This window comes from Mycolicibacterium psychrotolerans (assembly GCF_010729305.1).
Taxonomy (GTDB): domain Bacteria; phylum Actinomycetota; class Actinomycetes; order Mycobacteriales; family Mycobacteriaceae; genus Mycobacterium; species Mycobacterium psychrotolerans.
The window spans coordinates 1201585-1223052 of the sequence record NZ_AP022574.1; the positions used below are offsets into that span (position 1 = coordinate 1201585).

Consider the following 21468-nt stretch of genomic DNA (forward strand, 5'->3'; position numbering starts at 1 on the left):
CTCCTTTGACGTCTCTGCACCGGCAGGGTGCCTCAATCATGCCAGGTCACTCGTGACGGCCGTCCCGGTGTCAGCCCGTCACCGCGAGCGTCGCGGCGGCGGCCAGGGTCGCGGCCATCAGCGCCAGTTCGGTGTAGGCCCGCGCGCGGGACACCTCGGCGCTGGAGCGGTGCGCCCTGGCCGCGGGCAGCCAGTGCGCGCGGTTGCGCCAGGCGAGCACCGTCAGCGCGATCGTGAGCGCGATCTTGGCACTCAGTACCCGGCCCCAACCGGTCCCGATCAGCTGCCCTGGCGTGTCCAGCAGGGCCAGTCCGGCCACCACGCCGCCGACGAGCAGCACCGCGACGCACCCGAGGGACAGCTGGGAGAACCGCGGCAACACCCGCGCCCACTGGCCGCGGTGGTCGACGGTCAGGACGAGCGCCGCCAGGACACCGCACCACACGGCGGCCGCCAGCGCATGCAGCGCGACGGCCACCCCGGCCATCGGCTGATCGGCCAGATGCCCGGTGAGCGGGTGGCCCGCGACGCCGATGGCCGCGGCACCCGCTGTCGCGGCCGCCGTGGCCGTGGTCCGCGGGGCGAAGCAGGCCGCCGCGCACACCACGGCCGCCGCCGCGATGGTCACCAGGCCGGCCCTGCCGGGCGCGGTGTGCAGGGTGAAGTCCCACACCGTGCGCGCCCCGACGCGGACGGCGCTGCTGCCCGCGGCCTCGGCGGCAGCGAGCACCAGACGCACCAGCTCGGCCGCAAGCCACACTGCCGACGCGGCCGCCAGCGGCGCGGCGGCCCGTCGCAGCAACTCGCCGCGATATCGGGGACCGTCGAGCGCGGACACGGCGGCCAGCCCCACGGCGACCACGGCGGCACAGTCGGCCAACCCCCTGATCAGCGCCACCGCCAGCGGCGCCCCGGGAAAGGCCAGCGCCCAGGCCAGCACGCCCGCCGCCGCGGCGACGAACCCCCCGCCCGCCACCGCCCGGCGGTGCGTCACGACCTGCGCCGGACCGCCCACACCGCGCCCGCCGCCACCACGGCGACCGCCGCCACTGCGAACGGCCATGCCGGCAGTCCGCCGGACGACGGTTGCGCTGCCGCCGGCCCCGGGGTGGCGGCAGCGGGCGACGCCGGTGTCGCGGTGGCAGCCGTCGTCACGCGGTACGACCAGGAACCGGTGACCACGTGACCGTCGGCCGACGTCGCGCGGTAGTTGACGGTGTAAGTCCCGGCAGGTGCGCCGCTGCGCACGCCGACGCTGATGACCGCTCCATCCACGGTGGGGGTGCCGTCGCCCCACTGCGCGCCGTCGGGACCGACCACCGTCATCGCGGCGAACTCGGACTGCATGTCCTCGTTGAACGTCGCGCTGACCTTCGGCGGGGACTGGGTCAGTTCGGCGTTGTCGGCGGGGTCGCCGGCAATGCGCGCGGCGTGGGCCCACGCGGGCCCGGCGGAGGTCAGTGCCCCCAGGAACAGACCGCTCGCCAGGGCGGCGGCGGCGAGAACGTGGGCGAGCATGGCCGACCCACGATGAAGTGCCTTCATCGGTGTTGTCTTTCTGTGTGGTGTCCGTCTGTGGTCGCGGGGTCAGCCCGCGACAGGCGGACCCCGGTGCGACAACGACGAGGCGAGCATCAGCGACGAGAACAGCGGTTGGTCGGCGCCGCCCACGGCGGCAGCCGGCCCGATGGACACCGGTGGCGGGATGCGCACCAGGGTGCGCCGCACGACACGGCTGAGCGCCCGGCACAATCGGTCGCCTGCGCTGATCAGGGCGGCGCCCGCGAGCACCGCGGCCAGGTGCGCGGCGGCCATCGCCCACGGCGGCGCGGGAGCGGCATGCGCGTGATGGGCGGCGGCGCTGAGGATTCCGTGGCCGGCGAGCTGACCCGCCGTCAGCAGGAGCGCCATCAGCCGGACGTCGCCGGTCCGCGGTAGCGCCGTTGCGGTGGCGCCGACCGTCGCGGCGACCAGCAGCAGCTGCACCGCGGCGGGGCCCGACGGGAGACCGCCGCCGCCGAGAGCGTGCGCGGCCAGCGTGAGCGCCGCCGTCAGCAGGGCCGCGGCGCCACCGCGCAGCAGCGCCCCCTGCCGGACCGACGGGCTGGACAACGGGTCAGGCCACGCCCAGGCGCGCCAGCAGGTCGGCGTCGATGCCGTCGAGCTGCTGCGCGATGGCCGCGTGGGCGGGCCGCCGGCGGGCCGGTGGCATGTTCTCCGCGGCGGTGACCGCGGCTGCCAGGTCGGTGAGGCGTTCGCTGATCGCGGCGGCGAACTGCTTGGTCTCGGCGTCCTTGGGCTTCTTCTCGGTCAGCTGCCGCAGGGACTGCTCGGCGCCCGCGATGCGCGCCGACAGCTCGCCTCCATGCCCGGAGAACTGGCCCAGCTGACTGACCGGGACACCCAGCCTGTCGGCCCGGCGCTCGTCGATCAGGCCCCGTGCAGAGATCGAGGCACGGTAGACCAGCGGCACGACCACCGGTGCCAGCAAACGAGATACGGTCAGCGCCCTGCGAACCCGGGTGGGGGAGAACAACTTGCCTTCGCGCGCGGCCTTCAATTGCGTTTCAGCAACTTTGAGCGCGGCCCGGTCGCTGTCGCGCTGAGCGCGTAGCTGCGCGCGCAGGGCACGCTCGGTGGCCTTCTGTTCGGCCTTGAAGCGACGCACCTCGTTCTTGGCCGAGAGCTTGGCTTCCAGCTTGGCTTTGGCTTTGATCGCCCGCGCCTCGGCCCTGCGGGTTGCACGGGACTTCCGTCGTTTGAACAGACTCATCCCTGCGGCCTCTCCACTCTTCTCACCGGCATGTCCCGCCGGAGATGCGGCGGTGACGCTGACCCACACTATCGTTCGGGGTACGGGGTGGCTCGGGTGTGCCCCGGTCAGCGGCGGAGTTACCTCGGTCAGCAAACTCGCTCCTGTGCGAGAATCGACGCAACCTCTGAGCGTTCTCGACGCCAGACCCCTGGAGAGGTGGTGACGACGTGGGTTCGCGCGCGCGCACCGCTGCAGCAGCCTGCCTCGTCGCCGGTGGGGTGTGGGCCGGGTGCGCCGGGACGCCGACGGCGTACGCCGACCCGGCAGATGTCGCCGGCGCCACGGATGCCGGCGTCGACGATGGCGTCGACGACAAGGCCGATGCGTCTGAGCGCGACGCCGGCGGGGAGTCACGATCCGAGGCCGAACCCGCGCCTCCCGCCGACGAGGCCTCCGACGACGAAGCCTCCGTCGGCGAGAACGTCGACGGTGACACGAAGGTCGCCGCCGCCGAGGATCCGTCGCGGCCGTGCTGCAAGGACGGCTCGAAGGACTGCGGGCACGGCTGGCCGTGGCCGTGGCCGGACGACGACCCGGATCCGCCCGGCGCGCCGAACCCGTCCGGAGCGGGCGGCGGCAGCGACCGCCCTGTGGGCGTCCCCCGCCCGGCCGGCCCACCCCGCATCGGCACGGGGCCCGCCGGCACCCGACCACCGACCGATGTTCCGTTCGATCCCGACGTGATCGACACGATCCCCGGCGCCGGGCTGCCGGCTGCCGGCACAGCGGCTCCGATCAGCGTGCCGATACTCGCCGTTCCCGTTCCCGTTCCCGTTCCCGTTCCGGCAGGCACCGGTGGCGCCGCGACGCCGGCAGGCACCGGTGGCGGGATGCCGGCCGGACCGCGCGGGGCCGTCGCCGAACCACCGCCGGCGCGGCAGCCACCCCCGGCACCCGAGGCGCCCGCCGGATCGCCGGCGACACCGCCGGGCCGGGTCGGGTACGGCGAGGCATTGCGCAGCGCGGGCACGTCGCGACTCGCGGCGCTCGCGCTGCCCGGCGTCGCCGGAATTCTGGTGCTCACCGCACTGGGCGGGTTATTAGGCTATCGCCAGGCAAAGGCCGGCCAGGCGGTGCGAGCCCGCGGCACAGCACGATTCATGAACTGAGGGGTTTCGTTCACTCCGCCGGGGTGAGCAGCGCATAGTGGAGATATCGGACCGGGTCCGATTGGGTGGAACGGGATGGAAGGGGAGCCATGCCTGCGAGCCGGCGCGTCACCCGCGCGGTCAGTGAGGTGCTCGATCTGGCCCCGCGCCGGGGCGAAGTCTCGGTGCCCCGGCTGGTCGAGGCGGTCAGCGTCCACCGCCACCGGCCCATCGAGCTCACCTCCGGCGACCTGCCGCCCGGCGTGTGCGGGCAGTGGCGCCAGTACGCCGACCGCGACGTGTTCCTCATCCAGCAGGGCCTGCCCGCGTGGGACCGCACGCTGGCTCACGAACTGGGCCACCTCGTGCTCGGGCACGAGGGCATCCCCGTCACGCAGGCGGCCCGGGACAGCACCGAGGTGGCCAGCTCGGAACTGATCGGTTACATGCTCAACCAGCGCACCGGGTGCATGGGACCCAACGGGGAGGACGCCGAGCAGGAGGCCGAGGACTTCGCCGCCCTGCTCATCTACCGGCTGGGCCGGCTGCCGTCCGACCGGTCCTCGATCGTGCAGGTACGTCTCGGAGAGGCGTTTGGTTGATCGTCTGGGTGATCGCCGGTCTTCTGGGCCTGGCGACCGGACTTCGTATCGGATGGGCGCTGGTCAACAAGCAGTCCCTGGTCAGCACCGCGATGATCCTGGCCCTGGGCAGCCTCGGCGTGGTGGCGGCGCTGAACTGGCAGCCGCTGACCCTGCTGATCGACACACTGCTGCACTGGCCGAACATCTCGATGGGGCTCAGCCAGGTGGCGTTGATCGCCTGCGCGGCGGGCAGCTGCGTGATGATCACGACGGTGTCGTCGCTGCGTTCCCCGGCGGCCGCCCGGAAACTCGCGATGGTGCAGTACGGCGTCGCGGCGCTGATCGCAGCGGTGAGCCTGGCAGTGTTCTTCGCCGCAGGCCGGGAGCCGGAGATGGCGCCCCAGGAGTACCTGCGGCGCAGCCTCGGCTCCGACGGCACCTCGATCCCGTGGCTGCTGCCGCTGCTGTACGTCATGCTCGCGCTGAGCCTGGTGGCCTGGGCCGGCCTGCGGCACAGTAACCGGACGCGACGGGGACGGGCGCTGTTCGTGTTCACCGTCGGCATCGTGCTGATCGTCGCGGCGCTGGCTTTCTTCCTGCTGCGCGCGGTTGGCACGAGCGGGCTGGTGGGCGTGGGCGCCGCGGCGACGCTGCTGGGCTGCGCGATGCTGATCGTGGCCGCGGGCTCGCTGCTGCCCAGCCTCGAAGACTGGTTCGGCGCGCGCCGCGAGCTGCGCACGATCCAGCCGCTGCTGACCGAACTGGGCCGTCGGCACCCGGACGTCGGCATCGGGGTGCGCCCGCGCGGGCCGCTGGTCTTTCGGGTGGCCGAGCGCATGTCGCTGATCTCCGATGCGCTGTTCCTGGAGGCCACGGCGGCGGCGGGGGCGTGGCAGCGGGTCGACGGGAGAGGTGGCGGGGCAGACGTGTCCGAGGCCGAGACCGACGACGAGGACCACGTCACCGAGGACGCGGCACCCGATGTGTCACCGGTGGAGCAGGCCCGCGCCATCGCCGCGTGGATCGCCAACGGAGAGGAATTCCCGGGCCTGCCCTGGTTGCGGCAGCCGGCGACCTACTCCGACCGGGAGTGGATCCTCGAAATCGCCGAACAGTATCGCGCCGTGGACTCCGGCAGGTCGAGGGGCGGCCTTCGCCGTTCTGACCCGCCGGAGTGACGGAGGCTAATCCTGCAGGTTCTCCTTGCGGCGCAGCTCGTCGACCTTCTGCACGATGTCCTGCTTCGCCTCGGCGGACAAGCCCACCGTGCGTGCCGCGATGCGGCGAACGCCCTCGTCACGCATCCCGGCGAGCAGCGTCAGCTCCTTGTCGAGCTTCTCGTAGTACTCGTCGTCGGTGAAGTAGGCGGGCTTGATTCGGAAGAAGTTGGCAAGCGCGGCCATGGTCGCCACGGACGGGTTGGTGCGGTTGCCGGAACGCAACTGGGACAGATAGGGCGCCGACATGGTCACCCCCTCGGCCTTGAGTGCCGCGATCACCTCGGCCGAAGTGTGTGGGCCACGTCCTGGCGGGTAAACGGTGTCGAACAAGCGGTTCAGTCGAGCGGCAAACGTGTTGCTCATGGGATTGACCTCCACATACAGGCGAGCGGGGTTTTGGGGCGGCGTATTTGCTGATCATCGTAGCGACAGATGTGTCCACAACCAAGTGCAAACCACGGAAAAGTCTATCCGGGCTCGCGTCGCGTTGCGCCGCTGCTTGTGTGAACGGCGCCGACGTGGACACCTCCCACCCCCATGGCAAGGTGCAGCTAGGCAAATAATAACGCCCCCGTAGTTAGCATACGCGCGGCTTTTCCAGGAGTGGTGGCTTTGGGGAAGCGCGATCCGTCGCCGGCAACCGCCCGCGAAAGCGGGGACCCCCGACGCGAGGTTTGCTGGACGTGAGGCGCATCACCGCGGACCCGCCCCGGTCCGATGGGCTCCGGTCCTCGTCGCGCGCAAACCCCCGCCGCCGCGGGACTCGGCTCAGCCGCGAATGGTGTCAGTAGCCAGTGGCAGACGACGGAATGGGTGGCTCAGGCGGCCAGAAGCATCGCGAGAATGGCCGTGTCGGGATGGCTGATCGGGTCGACACCGACGCGGCTGACCATCGACGTCACGGTGCCGTCCGATTCCGCCTCGACCCACGCAGCGCGATGCTCGAGCCCCAGATGAGGCAGCCCCGGCAGCAGCACGCACCCTGAGGCGGCGCCGCTGCACTCCGGCAGTGACGGTGTGGTCTCCGACGGGGGATGCAGCATCAGCAGAGCAGGGGGCTGGCGCTCGGCGAAGTGCCCGGGAGCGACCGCGGATTCGCCGACCACGGTCCCCTCGGCCAGGACGAGGCCGACCGTGCCCGGTTCGGGTTCGTCGGGCAACTCCTCACGCGCACCGAAGATCGTGGTGGTGGACAGCAGTCCGGGCAGCGAGGCCACCCGCACCGCCACCATCAGCAGCTGCGCCCACTCCTTGGTCGAATCCGGCCACCGGCCGGACACCACGAAACCCTTCAGCGAACCGTGCGAATGAAACGGTGCGATCTCGATCGCCCGACCGGACCCGAAATCCATCTCGCCTCCCGGCATCGGTGAGCAAAAGCAGACACGTCTGTGGGTCGATTTGCTCAGGATGCGGCAGGTTCCCGGTGACGCGCAAGTGGACACGAGGAGTCCGCCGGGAAGCTCAGACGAAAACCGGCCCGGTCGACGGGCGACCGGGCCGGGTGACGTGGATGTGCGGAGCGTGTCAGGCGGGCGGGTAGACGCCCATCTGCTTGCCCTTGTCGGTCTGCCAGAAGATGTCGGCGATCTCGTCGATCGTCTTGAGCAGCTTCTCGGCCACCGCCGCGTCCAGCGACTTCTTCACGTCGCCGGCGCCGTGCACGCCGTCCCAGAACAGCTGGTGCAGGTTCGGGAACTGCTCGAAGTGGTCCTTGGTGAAGAAGTCGGCCCACAGCACCATCAGGTGGTGCTTGACCTCTTCGGCCTGCCGCTCCTTGATGATGATCGCGCGGGTCTTGAAGTGCTCATCGTCCGAATCGTGGTACTTCTGAATCGTTTTCAGGCAGGACAGCGCCTCGATCTTGGCCTGCGCGGGATCGTAGACGCCGCAGTACAGATCGCAGTGGGCATGGGCAGGGGTTGCGTTGGCGAAAAGTCGATGCAGCATGGTCCTAACTTACCCTCAAGGTCATGAGGCGTAACCCGGGGCGGCGGCTCTTTCCGCATGGCCCGCCGCTGCGGCGCTTCGTGGTTGTGGAGGACTCCATGCGTCCGACTCTGCAGCCCGGCGACGGACTGCTCGCGGTGCGGTGCGGCGCCCCGAAGACGGGGCAGTTGCGGGTTTTCCCCGACCCGCTGAAGTCGTCTCGCTATCTCATCAAGCGCGTCGGGAACGTACGTCCCTTGCAGGACGGCACGATCTTCGAAGCCGTGTCCGACAACGCGGGCGCGCCCGGGGTGACCGATTCGCGACAGTTCGGCTGGGTGCCGGCGGCGCGGTCCTACCGGGTGTTGTGGACGGTGCGGACCGGCCCTCGAGGCGAGGGTTAGGTCGGGTCAGAACAGGACGAGCACGGCGAGCACGGCGAGCAGGACCAAGGCGATCAGCCCCGCCCTCAGGAACGCCATCAGCTGGCTGCGGGTGTAGACGCGCGAGGACGGCTGCCACTCCGACGGCGGGTAGGCGGATCCCGAACCCATCGACGATTGCGCCATCAGACGCTCCTCACCTGCACGCTTGATACCTCCCCCAAGTCTTCACCCCAGTGAGATCGGTCACATGTCCAACCCTGTGATCGCGATCATAACCTCATTTGTTCGCCGCGGAAAAATCGGCGCTGCCGGTCACGCCGTGCACACCGAATCGTTAGCACTACGAGCCATTTCGCTCGGTTCGTTTCCTGTCCTGCCAAGGGGCTGTGAATCGCTGCGGCGTTTCGCGGCGCGGTTATCCACAAGCGGGGGCGGTTCTCGCGGCGATCAGGCGGCTCACCGCCGCGTCACCGGTGTTCCAGCCTGTGGATGAACCTGTGGAATCTGTGGATAGCGTGCGTGTGCGAGTCGATATTGCTGCCGGACCGGCACGCTGGTGCCATCCGTCCGGCACGTGTCAGCATGGCCACATGGACGACACCGGTGTGCCACAGGCGGCGATCGAACAGGTGCCGTCGGCGTTCGACGACGCCGACGACGCCCGGGTGCTTCTCGACGTGCGAGAGGACGACGAGTGGCGTGCCGGGCACGCGCCCGGCGCACGCCACATCCCGATGAGCGACGTCCCCGCCCGGATGGCGGAGATCCCGGCGGACGCCGAGCTGTTCGTCGTCTGTCACGCCGGGGGCCGCTCGCAGCGGGTCGCCCAGTATCTGGCCCGCAACGGCTACCGCCCTGTCAACGTCAGCGGCGGCATGCTCGCCTGGGCCGGTGCCGGCCGGCCGGTGGTGACCGACGACGGCGGGACGGGTGCGGTCTGAGCCGGCTCCGAGGCGACGACATTAAGCTGGCCGGATGATCCAGGTGTGCTCCCAGTGCGGGACGCGGTGGAACGTGCGCGACCGGCAGCGGGTGTGGTGTCCGCGATGCCGGGGCACGCTGCTCGCGCCCGGGAGCCCAGCCTCGTCACCCGAGTGGAGCCGTCGCCGGACCGGACCTGCACAGCGCGCGCCGGGACCGGCACTGCCGTCGGGCTTCCGCTGGGTCGCGGTCCGGCCGGGCACCCCGCCCCCGCCGCGGCGTCCCCGTCGCGCGCTCGGCCCGACACCGCGCTACGCCACGATTCCGCGCTGGGGTCTGGTCGAACACTTCGAGACGCCCACCGAGGAGCGGCCGGTCCGCACCGGCCCGTCGCTGAACGCGGTCCGGATGACGCTCGTGACGACGGCCGCGGTGCTCGCGGCGGCCGCTTTCGTCCACCTCATCCGGTACGTGCTGCTCATCATCAACCGCACCGTGCTGCTCAATCCGTGGGTGGCCGGCCTCGCCACGTGGGGAGGAGTCGCGGCCAGCGTCGTGGCGATCTTCATGGTCGTGGCCAGTGCGCTGCTGTTGACGAACTGGCTGGTCGCCCGGCGGGCCGCTGCGTACGCACATCATCGCCACGAGGACCCGAGGCCGTCGTGGGCGCTGCGCGCCGGCTGCCTGGTGCCGCTGGTCAACCTGGCGTGGGCGCCGGTGTTCGTTCTCGAGCTCGCCCATGTCGAGGACCGGCAGCGGTGGATGGGCCGGCCGATCGTGGTGTGGTGGGTGGTGTGGATCGCCAGCACCGCGGTGTCGCTGTTCTCCATCGCCACCAGCTTCACCACGGATCCGCAGGGCATCGCCGACAACACGGTGACCACGATCGTGGCCTATCTGTTCGCCGCGGCCGCAGTGCTGCTGGTCCTGCAGGTGTTCCTGGGCTTCGAGCGCCAGCCCGTGGAGCGGCCGTCCAAGCGCTGGGTCATGGTCGCCGCAACCGGTCCCGGGGAGACGAAAGCCGACGATCCTGCGCGTGCGGTTGAGCCCGAAGGGCAGAACCCGGCAGCATAACGGTATGAGTTCCGGCGGGACGTCCGACGGCCACCCCTTCGTGGTGGCCCACCGCGGCGCCTCCGCCGACCGGCCGGAGCACACCCGGGCGGCCTACGAGCGGGCCCTCGACGAGGGCGCCGACGCGGTGGAATGTGATGTCCGGCTGACCCGCGACGGCCATCTGGTGTGCGTGCACGACCGTCGACTGGACCGGACGTCGACCGGTTCGGGCCTGGTCAGCGAGATGACGCTGGGGCAGCTTCGCGAGCTCGACTACGGCGCGTGGCATCCCAGCTGGCGTCCGGACGGCAGCCACGGCGACACGGGTCTGCTGACCCTCGACGACCTGGTGTCGCTGGTCATGGACTGGAACCGGCCGGTGAAGATGTTCATCGAGACCAAGCACCCGGTGCGCTACGGCGCCCTCGTGGAGAGCAAGGTGCTGGCGCTGCTGCACCGGTACGGGATCGCGTCGCCGGCATCGGCGGATCTGTCCCGCGCCGTGGTGATGTCGTTCTCCGCGGCCGCGGTATGGCGGATCCGACGCGCCGCCCCGCTGCTGCCGACGGTGTTGCTCGGGGAGACCTCCCGCTACCTCGGCGGCGGCGCGGCCACCACGGTGGGCGCGACGGCGGTCGGCCCGTCGATCGCCACGCTGCGCGCGCATCCGGAGCTGGTGGACCGGGCGGCGGCCCAGGGCCGCGCCTTGTACTGCTGGACCGTCGACCACTACGAGGACGTGCAGTACTGCCGCGACCTCGGCGTGGCATGGATCGCGACGAATCATCCTGGGCGCACCAAGGATTGGCTGCAGAACGGACTGACGGGGGCGGGTCGCGACTAGCGGCCGCTACGGGTTGGCCGCGTCGAGCACGTCCTGGGGAATCGGGGCGTCGGAGGCCAGGGCCGAGAACAGCTGCTGGGCGGCGTCGCTGTCCCACACGACGATCGAGCCCGAACCGTTCTCGCCGAACTCCCCGATCGGCACGGTGATGTTCTGCATGTCACCGCGCAGCGCCCAGCCCAGCCGCGCCAGATCCCAGATATGGTCGCCGTCGTCGACGGTGACCGTGTCCGCCGCGGCGCTCGCCATCGGGTACCACCGCAACGGGTTCAGCAGCACCGACGGGCTGACGGCCCGTTGCACGAGCGTCGACATGAACGCGCGCTGGTTGGCCATCCGGTCGAGGTCCGCGCGTGGGGTGGCCCGGCTGCGGACGAAGCCGAGGGCCTGCCGGCCGTCGACGTGCTGACAGCCCGCGGGCAGGTCGATGCCAGCCAGCGGGTCGCTGATCGGCTCGGTGGGGCAGACGGTGACGCCGCCGACCGCGTCGACGAGGCCCGCGAAGCCGCCGAAGCCGATCTCGGCGTAGTGGTCGATCCGCAGGCCGGTGGCCTCCTCGACCGTCTGGGTGAGTAGCGGGGGACCGCCGAGGGAGAACGCGGCGTTGATCTTGTCGCTGTCGTAGCCGGGGATCGGGACGTAGGAGTCGCGCGGGATCGAGACCATCGTGGCCGGGGTGCCCGACCCCAGACCAGGCAGGTGCACCAGCAGGATCGTGTCGGTGCGGCTGTTGCCGAGGTCTCCGCCGGTGGCCAGGTCGGCCTGTTGTTCGGGGGTCAGGTCCGAGCGGCTGTCGGAGCCGACCAGCAGCCACGTCGTCCCGGCACCCTGCGCAGGCCGCTCGGCGTAGTCGGCGAGTGCGGGGATGCGCCGCAGCGACGTGTCGATCCAGGCGCCGACGCCCACCGCGGCCAGGCACATCACCAGCAGGATCACCGGCACCAGACGCAGCCACCGCCGCACGCGGCGTGCGCGGCGCGGCGCGGGTGGGGGAGGTGGCGGCGCAGGCCGACGGGCGCGCGGGGGCGGTGGGGGCGGCGGCGTGGACGGCCGGGGCGGTCGGGCCGGCGGAGGAGGTTGCACCCCGCGGCGCGGCGGTGTCGGCGGATTCGGCGGCCACACCGGTCCTGGGGGCCGGTAGTGCGGATCGCGCCGGAGCGACTGCGGCGGCTCGCGTCGGGGCGGATGTCCCCGCGGCGGCGGTGGTGGAACCGGCCCCGGGACAGGCGGCCGCTTGTCGGTCACAGCAAGAACCTACTGCAACCAGCCCAGTCGGCCCGCGAGCAACGAGTATCCGACGAAAGCGACCGCGTCGATCAGTGTGTGCGCGATGATCAGCGGCCACAGCCGGCCGGTGCGTTGCCACGCGTAGCCGAACACCAGTCCCATCGCGACATTGCCCAGTCCCGCGCCGAAACCCTGGTACAGGTGGTAGGTCCCGCGCAGCAGGCTCGAGATCACCAGCGCCAGCCAGGGATTGACCCGCAGCTGGCGCAACCGGGTCAGCAGGAAACCCACCACGACCACCTCCTCGGCCCACCCGTTGCCGAACGACAGCAGCAGCAGCACCGGGATGCGCCACCAGGTGTCGTTGAGCTCGGCAGGTTCGACGGAGGCGTTCATCCCCAGCAGGCGAGCGATCTGATAGAGGGCCAGACCGGGTACGCCGATCAGCAGCGCCAGCCCCACACCGCCGAGAACATCGGAGCGCCAACGGATTCGGCCCAGGCCGATGCGTGCGGGGCCGTCGCCACCGCGCCACAGCAGGTAGAGCGCGAGCCCGCCCCAGGCCAGCAGCTGGAACAGCCCGGCCAGGTTGAGGCCCAGGTCGATGAGGCTGAACGGCGAGCGGCGGGGGTTGAGCGCCACCGTCCGCCCGGACAGTCCGAGCAGCACGGCCTCGATCAGTCGCAGCAGTGCGGTGTATGCGCTGAGCGCGAAGGTCACCGCCAGCACGACGGCGATCTCGATGCGCAGGGCGCGCCGCTGCGCATCGGTCAGCCGGTCGGCGGGCGAGCTCACCGCAGCTACGGTAGCGGTGCGCCCGCTCAGACGCGTCGGGCGCGCAGACCGTTGAGGAACGGGCAGCCCATCAGCACCCGGATCGCCCGGCTGAGCCCGGTCACGTCGTTCACCGGCGCGGCGAACGGCAATCGCACGTCGTGGTCGCCGGCGTCGGATTCCACCCGCAGCGCGACCCCGTACCGGTCGAGGCCGAGCGGACGCACCCGGCCGCGCCGCAGGCTACCGGGCAGCCGGCTGGCGAGCCGGTCGACGACGTCGCGATGTTCGGACTCCAGATGCCGCAGCCAGCAGGACTCCATCGCGCAGAACGGGTCCGGGCGCGCGGCCAGCAGGTCGCCGACCGCGACGGACTCTGCGCCGGTGGAGTCGGCGGCGACCACCGACTCGATCTCCAGCCGCAGCAACGCATACCGGCTCTCCTCGGAATGGACCTGCAGCAGAGCGGGATTCGGGTCCGAGGCGGCGATGAGGTCGAGCAGCCCGCTGATGTCGCGGTCGGCGACGTCGCGCAACCGCCCCCGGACCCACACCAGCGAGCGCACCGGTTCGCGCAGCGCGATCGGCGCGTAGTCGGTCATCTCCAGCACCGCCTGCACGCCGGCCGCGCCGGCGGAGACGACCCGCCCGGCGAGCATGCCCGCGGACGGCACGGTGACGGCGAACGACCCGTCGCAGAGCAGGTGGTGCACGGGGGTGGTCGCGGGGTCGATGCCGTCGACGGCGATCATGGCGCCGCCGGCCCGTGCGCACGCGCTGCGGATCCGCTCGGCCGTCGAGGGGGCCGTCGGTGCAAGTGCAGTCATCGCGTCGCCCTTCTGTTGGTAAGGTAACCCTAACTTAGGGGTGATGACGGGCAGGCGCAAGGCCTTCCCACAGCGGAACGGGATTACCACGCTGACCCGATAGGCTGTCGCCGTGTCCGGCATCGCCTATCTCGGTCCCGAAGGGACGTTCACCGAGGCGGCCCTGCGCGCGATCGAGTCGAACGGTCTGATCCCCGGCCTCGCAGGGCCGGTCATCCCGATCGCCACCGACAGCACGGCCGCGGCGCTGGCCGCGGTCCGATCCGGTGACGCGGAGTTCGCGTGCGTGCCGATCGAGAACTCGATCGAGGGGTCGGTGCTGCCGACTCTGGACAGCCTCGCCGCAGGGTCGCCACTGCAGATCTACGCCGAACTCACCCTCGACGTGGCCTTCACCATCGCGGTGCGCCCGGGCACCACCGCCGACGAGATCCGCACCGTCGCCGCGTTCCCGGTGGCGGCGGCGCAGGTCAGACACTGGCTGGCCGAGAACCTACCGAAAGCCGTTCTGGTGCCGGCACATTCGAATGCCGCGGCCGCCACCGAGGTGGCCGACGGCAGGGCAGACGCCGGAGTCAGCACCGCGCTGGCCACCCAGCGCTACGGACTGGAGGCGCTGGCGGCCGACGTCGTCGACGAGGCCAACGCCCGGACACGATTCGTCCTCGTCGGCACCCCGGCGGCACCGCCGAAGCGCACCGGCGCCGACCGCACGTCGGTCGTGCTGCGCCTGGAGAACGTGCCGGGCGCGCTCGTCGCGGCGATGACGGAGTTCTCGATCCGCGACATCGACCTGACCCGCATCGAGTCCCGGCCCACCCGCGTCGAACTGGGCACGTACATGTTCTTCCTCGACGTCGTCGGCCACATCGACGACGAACCGGTCGCCGAGGCGTTGCGCGCGCTGCACCGCCGCTGCGCCGACGTGCGCTACCTGGGGTCGTGGCCCACCGGCGAGGCCGCGGGCACGCCGCCGCCCGCCCTCGACGAGGCGTCGGCGTGGCTCGAGCGGCTGCGGGAGGGCACGCCGTGAGCGGGCGGCTCGTGCTCGTCCGGCACGGACAGTCGCACGGCAACGTCGCGCGCCGGCTGGACACCCGGCCACCCGGTGCCGAACTGACCGACCTCGGCCGCGAACAGGCCCGCGGGTTCGCAGGCACGCTCGCCGAGCCGCCAGGGCTGATCGCCCACTCGGTCGCCACCCGAGCGGTGCAGACCGCCACCGAGATTCATGGGGCGATCCGTGGGGCGATCCCCACCGCCCCGGATGGTCCGCACGCATTCGAGGGCCTGCACGAGGTGCAGGTCGGCGAGCTCGAGGACCGCGCCGACGAGGCCGCCCACGACGAGTTCAACGCGATCTACCGGCGCTGGCACGACGGCGAGCTGAGCGTGGCGCTGCCCGGCGGGGAGACCGGGCACCAGGTGCTGGAGCGCTACGTGCCGGTCCTCGACCAGCTTCGGATGCGCTATCTCGACGACGACGCGTGGAGCCGCGACATCGTGGTGGTCAGCCACGGCGCGGCGATCCGGCTGGTCTCGGCCGTGCTGGCCGGCGTCGAGCCCGGCTTCGCGATCGACCACCACCTCACGAACGCCGAGGCGGTCATCCTCGCGCCGGTCACCGACGGGCGGTGGAGCTGTGTGCAGTGGGGCCGGCTGACCCCGCCGTTCGGATCCGGGGCCTCGGTGACGACGGCAGGCGACTCGGCGTCAGCCGACCCGATGGGCTGACACCGCACCGACTTCGTCGCAGACGCAGCCGACCGCGCTGCAGTCCAGGTGCATGTCGTGCGCAGCGGGCGGGGTGATGCACCCGTCCTCCGTGCACTCGTCCCGACGGTGGGCGTGGTGGATCAGCGCACCGTGGCAGTGCTCGAGACCCGCCGCGCAGGCACGGCACTGATGACTCATGCCCCGTTCATAGCACCCATGGCCGACGAGATCGTGGTGCCGCGCGAGGACGGCGGGGGCTCAACCCCAGCCGAGTTCGTGCAGCCGGTCGTCATCGATGCCGAAGTGGTGGGCGATCTCGTGGATCACCGTGATCGCCACCTCGTTGACCACCTCGTCGTCGCTGTGACAGATGTCCAGCAGGGCGTCGCGATAGATCGTGATCGTGTCCGGGAGAGCGCCGGCGTACCAGGAGTCGCGTTCGGTCAGCGCGACGCCCTCGTAGAGGCCGAGGAGCTCCGGTTCGTCGGCGTTGCGGTCGGCCACCAGGATCACCACGTTGTCGATGGCCGCCGCCAGATCGGCGGGAATGAGATCCAGCGCATCGCCGACCAACTCGTCGAACCGTTGCGGACTCATCCGCACGGCCATGGGGTCAGGTCCCTGGCGGCGGTGGCAGCAGCGGCGCGGGCGGCAGCGGTTCGGCCGGCGCGGGCGCGGGTGGCGGAGGTACGTCCGCCGGGGGAGGCGGCCCGTCCAAGGGTGCGCCCGGCGGGGGCGGCGGAGGCCCGTTGAGGAACGTGTTGCCCTGCCCGGGCGCCTGGTCGGTGGGCGGGGCCTGTTCGGTGGGCGCCGGCGCGGCCGTCGTCGCCAGCTGCGGCATGTGCTGGGTCTGCTGCCCGCTGCCGGTGCTCTGGTCCGAGGTCGACGACGACGAACCGCTGCCGGAGCTGCTGGAGGACGATGACGAGTCGGGCACCTGCGGCACGTCGATGGCAGGCAGGTTGAGGCGTTCCTCCGGGATGTCGGGCGGCGGCACCGGCGGCTGACCGTTGATCATCAGTGGGCCCTTGGCGCTGTTGAGCAGCGTCGACCAGCCGCCGTTGCCGAGTGTGGCGCCGATGCTGCACGACACCTGGCGGCTGCCCGCCGACCAGCTGGGCAGCGAGATCGTGCTGTAGATCAGTGTCAGCGTGGTGTTGCGCAGCTGGATCGGCGCCAGGTAGGCGTCGGTCATCTTGGTGCAGGTGTCCTTGATGAAGGAGTCCTGCTCGGCTTCGGCAGGCAGGCCGCCGGGGAACCGCTCGGCGAGGTTCACCGCGCCGGTGACCTCCATCGCGTGCGGCGCCGCGCAGTCGACGGGGATGTCGGTCGGCTGATTGGTCGAGGGGTCGATGCCCAGACAGGTGCCCGCCGTCCACACCTTGGACTGGTCGATGTCGGCGACCTTGCCGGTGAAGGCCAGCTGCTGGTTGTTGGGGCCCGGCAGCTGCAGCCCGCACAGCATGCGGCGCTCGCCGGACTGCTTCCAGGCCTTGTCGCCCGACCACAGCATGCTGATCGTGAACCGGCTGTTCGGATCGAACTTCGCGCCCAGGTAGCGCCGGACCGCCGCGGAGCACTGCTCCTGGCTGATCTGCTGGATGCGGGCCGCCGACGGCGGCGCGGCGTCGGGCCCGTACTCGCTGCCCGGGAACGTGCGCATGTCCACGGACTCGGCGACCTCGAACCGGTGCTCGGCGGTGCAGTCGACGATCTCGGCGGCGTCGGGGGTGCGTTCCGGCCAGTTCAGGCAGTCCCCGCTCTTGGCATGGTCGAACGTGTCGTTGCCGCGGGGGCCGAGCGAGATCGAGTTCGCCGTCAGGCCGCCGGCCGGATCGGCCTGCGGCAGTGCGGTGATGATGCCGGCGATCAGCAGCCCGCCCAGTGCCGTCAGCAGCAGCGCCCGGCGGGTCGACTCAGCCTGCAGGCTGTGCCACCAACGCGTCGGGCGGGCGGGCGCGGTCTCGGGTGCTTCGGACATCGGGATCCATTGTGACAGGCGTGTCAGGCGCTGTGACAAGTGATGCAGCTGTAACGTTATGCGGCTGACGCCGCGGCCCGTAGGGTGGCGCGATGTGATCGACCTGAAGGTGCTTCGAGAGGACCCCGACGCGGTGCGCGCGTCGCAGCGAGCCCGGGGCGAGGATCCCGCGCTCGTCGACACGTTGCTGCAGGCCGACGCGGCGCGCCGGGCCGCGATTTCCGAGGGCGACACCCTGCGCGGCGAGCAGAAAGCGGCCAGCAAGGCCGTCGGCAAGGCCTCGCCCGAGGAGCGCCCCGCGCTGCTGGACGCGGCCAAGGGACTCGCCGAACGGGTCCGGGCCGCCGAGGTGGCCCAGGCCGACGCCGAGCGGGCCTTCACGGCGGCGCACATGGCGATCTCGAACGTGATCATCCACGGCGTTCCCGCCGGCGGCGAGGACGCGTTCGTCGTGCTCGACACCGTCGGCGAACCACCGGTCATCGAGAACCCGAAGGACCACCTCGAGCTCGGCGAGTCGCTCGGGCTGATCGACATGAACCGGGGCGCCAAGGTCTCGGGGTCGCGGTTCTACTTCCTGACCGGGTACGGCGCGCTGCTGCAGCTGGCGCTGTTCCAGCTCGCCGTCCGCACCGCCACCGAGAACGGCTTCACGCTGGTGATTCCGCCGGTGCTGGTGCGGCCGGAGATCATGGCGGGCACCGGTTTCCTGGGCGCCCATGCCGACGAGGTCTATCACCTGGAAGAGGACGACCTGTATCTGGTCGGCACGTCGGAGGTGCCGCTGGCCGGTTTCCACGCCGACGAGATCCTCGACCTGTCCGGCGGCCCGCGCCGCTACGCCGGGTGGTCGTCGTGTTTCCGCCGGGAAGCCGGCAGCTACGGCAAGGACACCCGGGGCATCATCCGGGTGCACCAGTTCGACAAGGTCGAGGGCTTCGTCTACTGCCGGCCCGAGGAGGCCGAGGCCGAGCACCAGCGGCTGCTGGGGTGGCAGCGCCAGATGCTCGCCCACATCGAGGTGCCCTACCGGGTGATCGACATCGCCGCCGGCGACCTGGGCTCCTCGGCGGCGCGCAAATTCGACTGCGAGGCGTGGGTGCCGACCCAGCGGACCTACCGCGAGCTGACCTCGACGTCGAACTGCACCACGTTCCAGGCCCGCCGGCTTGCGGTCCGCTACCGCGACGACAACGGCAAGCCGCAGACCGCCGCGACGCTCAACGGGACGCTGGCCACCACGCGCTGGCTGGTCGCGATCCTGGAGAACCATCAGCAGCCCGACGGCAGCGTGCGGGTGCCGCAGGCGCTGGTGCCCTACGTCGGGGCCGAGGTGCTGACGCCGAATTAGCGGCGGTCCAGCAGCTTCTCGAGGACGTCGACGAACTCGCGGGGATGCACCGGGGTGCAGGCCGGATCGGGGAAGGCGCCGCGGACGTCGAGGGTGACCAGGGTGGACTTGAGCGGCCGGTTCACGTCCAGGGGTAACCAGCGCCGGAAATCGGTGCCCCACAACCGGAATCGCGACATGAACAAGCCCAGCGGGGCGACCTGGTAGCCGCGGATGTCCCGCAGCGGGATGATCTTCGACGTGCCCGAGGGGAAGTGGTAGCGGCGCAGCGTCAGCGCTTCCCGGTCGAGCTGGATGAGCCCGTCGTCGTAGTACAGGTTGGAGACACCCGCCGTCGGTTCCGTTTCGGCCATCACAGCTTCGCCGACCGCAGCTCGTGGCCCCTGGTGGTCAGGCACCGGCCGTTGGTCAGGTTCCACTGCCAGCCGTGCAGGTTGCACGTCAGCGTCGAGCCCTCGATCACCCCGAACTTGGACAGGTCGGCCTTGAGGTGCGGGCAGCGACGCTGAATCTCCCAGCCGTCCAGCGTGATCGAGGCGGTGTCGTCGTGCGCCTCGGCGAACCAGCCGTCGGCGTAGGCGATGCGCTCGTCGGTCAGGCACTTGAAGAAGGTGTAGAGGTACTCGTTGTAGCCGCCGACCCGCCAGGCCCGGAACCGGGTGGACAGGAAGATCGTGTTGACCCAGTCCGGTTCCCGGTCGCGCACAACCGTGCGGACGAGCTCGGGCGCGATCGCGAAGCCGTAGCGGAATTTCTCTTCCGAGATCGGTTCGCGCACAGCACGCTTCGGGAAGTCCAACACGACCGTCTCGGGGCCCAGGCGTAACTCCACCGGATACCCGATGCCGTCGCAGATCTGGTCGGAAGCCAGCATGACCGGCTCGAACAACTCGCGCAGCGGCTCGAGCAGCGGCTCCCCGATCGCCGGCGCCCATGACGCCTTCTCGGCGGCCAGCACCGGCGCCATCCGCTCGGCGTAGGCGGCGATGTAGTCGGCCTTGCCGGTGGTGAAGATCGCCCGCACCTCGTCGTCGGGCACCGGGTGGGTCAGCGAATCCAGTTGCGCCCCGGTGAAATCGGCGGTCGACCCCGGGATCATCAGCAGTCCGCCGTCGTGGCCGTGCGCGGCCATCTGGTCGAGGAACACCACCTGGTCGGGGAAGATGTTCGCCGGGTCGCCGTGGTCGTCGTTGAGGTCGCGCAGCTCCGGGTCCAGGAAGCAGGGTGGACCCGCGGACGGGATCACCCAGGTGGCGCCGACCTGTGCGATGTACTGCCGGCACCGGTCCATCTGGCGTTGACGCTTCTGGACGCCGAAGGCCTCCTTGGCGCGGGCGGGCATGTCGTAGACCATCGGGTACCAGATCGCGCCGGAGTACTGCAGCATGTGCACGTCGATCTGGCCGAAGTCGGCGGCGAGCATGTCGAGGTCGACCGGCCGCGCGTCGTTCATATTGAAAAGGGTGGTCAGGCGATCCGATACCACCAGGCCCGAGTCCCCGATGGGACCGTCGGCCGGCGCCCGCAACGCGATGATCATCACGTCGAGATCGCCCTTGGGGCCGCTGACGCGGTGCTTGACCGAATCGGTGGTCTCGAAGAAGCGGTGGAAGCCCAGCTTCTCCAGTTCCCGGCGCAGGTCGGGCACCGGGAAGTCGGGCAGCAGCACCACGGCGTCCTTGTTGACGTGGGCGCGCAGGTTCTCCGGGTCGAAGTGGTCCTTGTGCAGGTGCGAAACGTAGAGATAGTCGACGTCGCCGAGCGCCGCCCAGTCCAGCCCGCTGTTGTCCGGGAACGGGAACCACGACGCGAAATAGGCCGGGTTGACCCATGGATCGCACAGGATGCTCCCGGCGGCGGTGTCGATGCGAAAGCCGGCGTGCCCGACACTGGTGACCTGCACGTATACCCCTCCACTGACTGCTTGCTCGCCTGTCAGCTTAGCCCGCAGAACGGGGCGCACTACGCTTGCGGCTGTGGAACCGGTATACGGCACAGTCATCCAGCTCGCCCGGGCGGTCTGGCGGGCGCAGGGCCTGAAATTCACCGTCACCGGCGTCGAGAACCTGCCGCGCACCGGCGGCGCCGTGATCGCGATCAACCACACCAGCTACTTCGACTTCACGTTCGCCGGGCTGCCCGCCTACCGACAGCACCTGGGCCGCAAGGTGCGCTTCATGGCCAAGAAAGAGGTCTTCGACCACAAGGTCACCGGCCCGATCATGCGCAGCCTGCGGCACATCGAGGTGGACCGCGACAGCGGCGCCGCGTCGTTCGCCGAGGCCGTCCGCATGCTCGCCGAAGGCGAGTTCGTCGGCGTCTATCCCGAGGCCACGATCAGCCGCAGCTTCGAGATCAAGGACTTCAAGTCCGGCGCGGCGCGGATGGCGATCGCCGCCGACGTGCCGATCGTCCCGCACATCGTGTGGGGCGCTCAGCGGATCTGGACCAAGGGCCACCCGAAGAAGATGTGGCGACCCAAGGTGCCGATCACGGTCGCCGTCGGAGCGCCGATCCAGCCCACCCTGCCCGCCGCCGAGCTGACCGCGCTGCTGCACTCGCGCATGCAGCACCTGCTCGCCGAGGTCCAGGACGCCTACGGGCCGTATCCGCTGGGGGAGTTCTGGGTACCGCATCGTCTCGGCGGTGGCGCGCCGACGCTGGGCGAGGCCAACCGGATGGATGCCGAGGAGGCGGCCGCCAAAGCCGCCCGTCGCGCCGGACCGACCACCGAGGCGCCGGGGTAAGC

General features: G+C 70.9%; 27 protein-coding genes. 11 read left to right on the plus strand and 16 right to left on the minus strand.

The window, feature by feature from the left end; genetic code table 11:
- Positions 1-70: 70 nt before the first annotated feature.
- From G6N45_RS05945 to G6N45_RS05960, 4 genes are read right to left on the minus strand one after another with little or no spacing between them, the layout of a single operon-like run.
- Positions 71-1063: a CopD family protein gene (locus G6N45_RS05945; protein WP_163720818.1), complete on the minus strand. Its 993-nt coding sequence runs from the start codon at positions 1061-1063 to the stop codon at positions 71-73.
- Positions 991-1545 carry a copper resistance CopC family protein gene (locus G6N45_RS05950; protein ID WP_163720819.1) on the minus strand — a complete coding sequence of 185 codons (555 nt, stop codon included), beginning with the start codon at positions 1543-1545 and terminating at the stop codon, positions 991-993. The genes G6N45_RS05945 and G6N45_RS05950 overlap by 73 nt, the downstream gene beginning before the upstream one ends.
- Before the next feature lie 42 nt (positions 1546-1587).
- Positions 1588-2112, minus strand: a complete 525-nt coding sequence (locus G6N45_RS05955; RefSeq protein WP_246228902.1) for a hypothetical protein — start codon at positions 2110-2112, stop codon at positions 1588-1590.
- Positions 2113-2116: 4 nt separating this feature from the next.
- Positions 2117-2773, minus strand: coding sequence for a DUF6474 family protein (locus G6N45_RS05960; RefSeq protein WP_057149620.1), 657 nt, complete (start codon positions 2771-2773; stop codon positions 2117-2119).
- A 209-nt stretch (positions 2774-2982) separates the two neighbouring features.
- Between G6N45_RS05960 and G6N45_RS05965 the strand changes: the two genes are divergently transcribed.
- From G6N45_RS05965 to G6N45_RS05975, 3 genes are all read left to right on the plus strand, one after another.
- Positions 2983-3924 carry a hypothetical protein gene (locus G6N45_RS05965; protein WP_163720820.1) on the plus strand — a complete coding sequence of 314 codons (942 nt, stop codon included), beginning with the start codon at positions 2983-2985 and terminating at the stop codon, positions 3922-3924.
- 89 nt (positions 3925-4013) lie between these two features.
- Positions 4014-4505 (plus strand): ImmA/IrrE family metallo-endopeptidase, encoded by a 492-nt coding sequence (locus G6N45_RS05970; RefSeq protein ID WP_163720821.1) that lies wholly within the window; start codon positions 4014-4016, stop codon positions 4503-4505.
- Positions 4502-5665, plus strand: a complete 1164-nt coding sequence (locus G6N45_RS05975; protein WP_163720822.1) for a hypothetical protein — start codon at positions 4502-4504, stop codon at positions 5663-5665. The genes G6N45_RS05970 and G6N45_RS05975 overlap by 4 nt, the downstream gene beginning before the upstream one ends.
- A gap of 6 nt (positions 5666-5671) precedes the next feature.
- Here G6N45_RS05975 and G6N45_RS05980 read toward each other — a convergent pair whose 3' ends face one another.
- The 3 genes from G6N45_RS05980 to sodN form a co-directional block, all read right to left on the minus strand.
- A complete protein-coding gene (locus G6N45_RS05980) occupies positions 5672-6070 on the minus strand; it encodes a helix-turn-helix domain-containing protein (RefSeq protein ID WP_163720823.1) in 399 nt (132 codons plus the stop codon).
- 455 nt (positions 6071-6525) lie between these two features.
- Entirely contained in the window at positions 6526-7059 is a 534-nt protein-coding gene (locus G6N45_RS05985) for a hypothetical protein (protein WP_057150726.1), read from the minus strand.
- Between the two features lie 175 nt (positions 7060-7234).
- The gene (gene sodN, locus G6N45_RS05990; RefSeq protein WP_048420979.1) at positions 7235-7657 is read right to left on the minus strand and encodes a superoxide dismutase, Ni; all 423 of its coding nucleotides are present in this window, start codon (positions 7655-7657) and stop codon (positions 7235-7237) included.
- 98 nt (positions 7658-7755) lie between these two features.
- On the opposite strand from sodN, the gene G6N45_RS05995 reads away from it, so the two are divergent.
- The gene (locus G6N45_RS05995; protein ID WP_179965341.1) at positions 7756-8040 is read left to right on the plus strand and encodes a S24/S26 family peptidase; all 285 of its coding nucleotides are present in this window, start codon (positions 7756-7758) and stop codon (positions 8038-8040) included.
- A 6-nt stretch (positions 8041-8046) separates the two neighbouring features.
- Here G6N45_RS05995 and G6N45_RS27655 read toward each other — a convergent pair whose 3' ends face one another.
- On the minus strand, positions 8047-8205 hold the full coding sequence (locus tag G6N45_RS27655) for a hypothetical protein (protein ID WP_170312429.1): 159 nt from the start codon (positions 8203-8205) through the stop codon (positions 8047-8049).
- 407 nt (positions 8206-8612) lie between these two features.
- Here G6N45_RS27655 and G6N45_RS06000 point away from each other — a divergent pair, with 407 nt between their 5' ends.
- From G6N45_RS06000 to G6N45_RS06010, 3 genes are read left to right on the plus strand one after another with little or no spacing between them, the layout of a single operon-like run.
- A complete protein-coding gene (locus tag G6N45_RS06000) occupies positions 8613-8963 on the plus strand; it encodes a rhodanese-like domain-containing protein (RefSeq protein ID WP_163720824.1) in 351 nt (116 codons plus the stop codon).
- A gap of 34 nt (positions 8964-8997) precedes the next feature.
- Entirely contained in the window at positions 8998-10017 is a 1020-nt protein-coding gene (locus G6N45_RS06005) for a DUF4328 domain-containing protein (protein WP_163720825.1), read from the plus strand.
- Positions 10018-10021: 4 nt separating this feature from the next.
- Complete coding sequence (locus G6N45_RS06010) at positions 10022-10843, plus strand: glycerophosphodiester phosphodiesterase (protein ID WP_163720826.1); 822 nt, start codon at positions 10022-10024, stop codon at positions 10841-10843.
- Positions 10844-10849: 6 nt separating this feature from the next.
- On the opposite strand, the gene G6N45_RS06015 is transcribed toward G6N45_RS06010, so the two are convergent.
- From G6N45_RS06015 to G6N45_RS06025, 3 genes are read right to left on the minus strand one after another with little or no spacing between them, the layout of a single operon-like run.
- A complete protein-coding gene (locus G6N45_RS06015) occupies positions 10850-12088 on the minus strand; it encodes an LCP family protein (RefSeq protein WP_407664300.1) in 1239 nt (412 codons plus the stop codon).
- 9 nt (positions 12089-12097) lie between these two features.
- The gene (locus G6N45_RS06020) at positions 12098-12865 is read right to left on the minus strand and encodes a CPBP family intramembrane glutamic endopeptidase (RefSeq protein WP_057149612.1); all 768 of its coding nucleotides are present in this window, start codon (positions 12863-12865) and stop codon (positions 12098-12100) included.
- A 26-nt stretch (positions 12866-12891) separates the two neighbouring features.
- The gene (locus G6N45_RS06025; protein ID WP_163720827.1) at positions 12892-13671 is read right to left on the minus strand and encodes a DUF2470 domain-containing protein; all 780 of its coding nucleotides are present in this window, start codon (positions 13669-13671) and stop codon (positions 12892-12894) included.
- A 112-nt stretch (positions 13672-13783) separates the two neighbouring features.
- Between G6N45_RS06025 and pheA the strand changes: the two genes are divergently transcribed.
- Positions 13784-14704: a prephenate dehydratase gene (gene pheA / locus G6N45_RS06030; RefSeq protein WP_163720828.1), complete on the plus strand. Its 921-nt coding sequence runs from the start codon at positions 13784-13786 to the stop codon at positions 14702-14704.
- On the plus strand, positions 14701-15405 hold the full coding sequence (locus G6N45_RS06035; RefSeq protein WP_163720829.1) for a histidine phosphatase family protein: 705 nt from the start codon (positions 14701-14703) through the stop codon (positions 15403-15405). The genes pheA and G6N45_RS06035 overlap by 4 nt, the downstream gene beginning before the upstream one ends.
- On the opposite strand, the gene G6N45_RS06040 is transcribed toward G6N45_RS06035, so the two are convergent.
- From G6N45_RS06040 to G6N45_RS06050, 3 genes are read right to left on the minus strand one after another with little or no spacing between them, the layout of a single operon-like run.
- Positions 15385-15585: a hypothetical protein gene (locus G6N45_RS06040; RefSeq protein ID WP_163720830.1), complete on the minus strand. Its 201-nt coding sequence runs from the start codon at positions 15583-15585 to the stop codon at positions 15385-15387. The two genes, G6N45_RS06035 and G6N45_RS06040, sit on opposite strands and share 21 nt — an antisense overlap.
- A gap of 60 nt (positions 15586-15645) precedes the next feature.
- Positions 15646-15996, minus strand: coding sequence for a metallopeptidase family protein (locus tag G6N45_RS06045; protein ID WP_163720831.1), 351 nt, complete (start codon positions 15994-15996; stop codon positions 15646-15648).
- Between the two features lie 4 nt (positions 15997-16000).
- Positions 16001-17368, minus strand: coding sequence for a septum formation family protein (locus G6N45_RS06050; protein ID WP_163720832.1), 1368 nt, complete (start codon positions 17366-17368; stop codon positions 16001-16003).
- A gap of 94 nt (positions 17369-17462) precedes the next feature.
- On the opposite strand from G6N45_RS06050, the gene serS reads away from it, so the two are divergent.
- Entirely contained in the window at positions 17463-18719 is a 1257-nt protein-coding gene (gene serS / locus G6N45_RS06055; RefSeq protein WP_163720833.1) for a serine--tRNA ligase, read from the plus strand.
- Here serS and G6N45_RS06060 read toward each other — a convergent pair.
- Positions 18716-19072 (minus strand): hypothetical protein, encoded by a 357-nt coding sequence (locus G6N45_RS06060; protein ID WP_163720834.1) that lies wholly within the window; start codon positions 19070-19072, stop codon positions 18716-18718. The genes serS and G6N45_RS06060 overlap by 4 nt on opposite strands.
- Positions 19072-20622, minus strand: a complete 1551-nt coding sequence (locus G6N45_RS06065) for a Rieske 2Fe-2S domain-containing protein (protein WP_163720835.1) — start codon at positions 20620-20622, stop codon at positions 19072-19074. The genes G6N45_RS06060 and G6N45_RS06065 overlap by 1 nt, the downstream gene beginning before the upstream one ends.
- Before the next feature lie 73 nt (positions 20623-20695).
- Between G6N45_RS06065 and G6N45_RS06070 the strand changes: the two genes are divergently transcribed.
- Positions 20696-21466: a lysophospholipid acyltransferase family protein gene (locus G6N45_RS06070; RefSeq protein WP_163720836.1), complete on the plus strand. Its 771-nt coding sequence runs from the start codon at positions 20696-20698 to the stop codon at positions 21464-21466.
- Positions 21467-21468 lie beyond the last annotated feature (2 nt).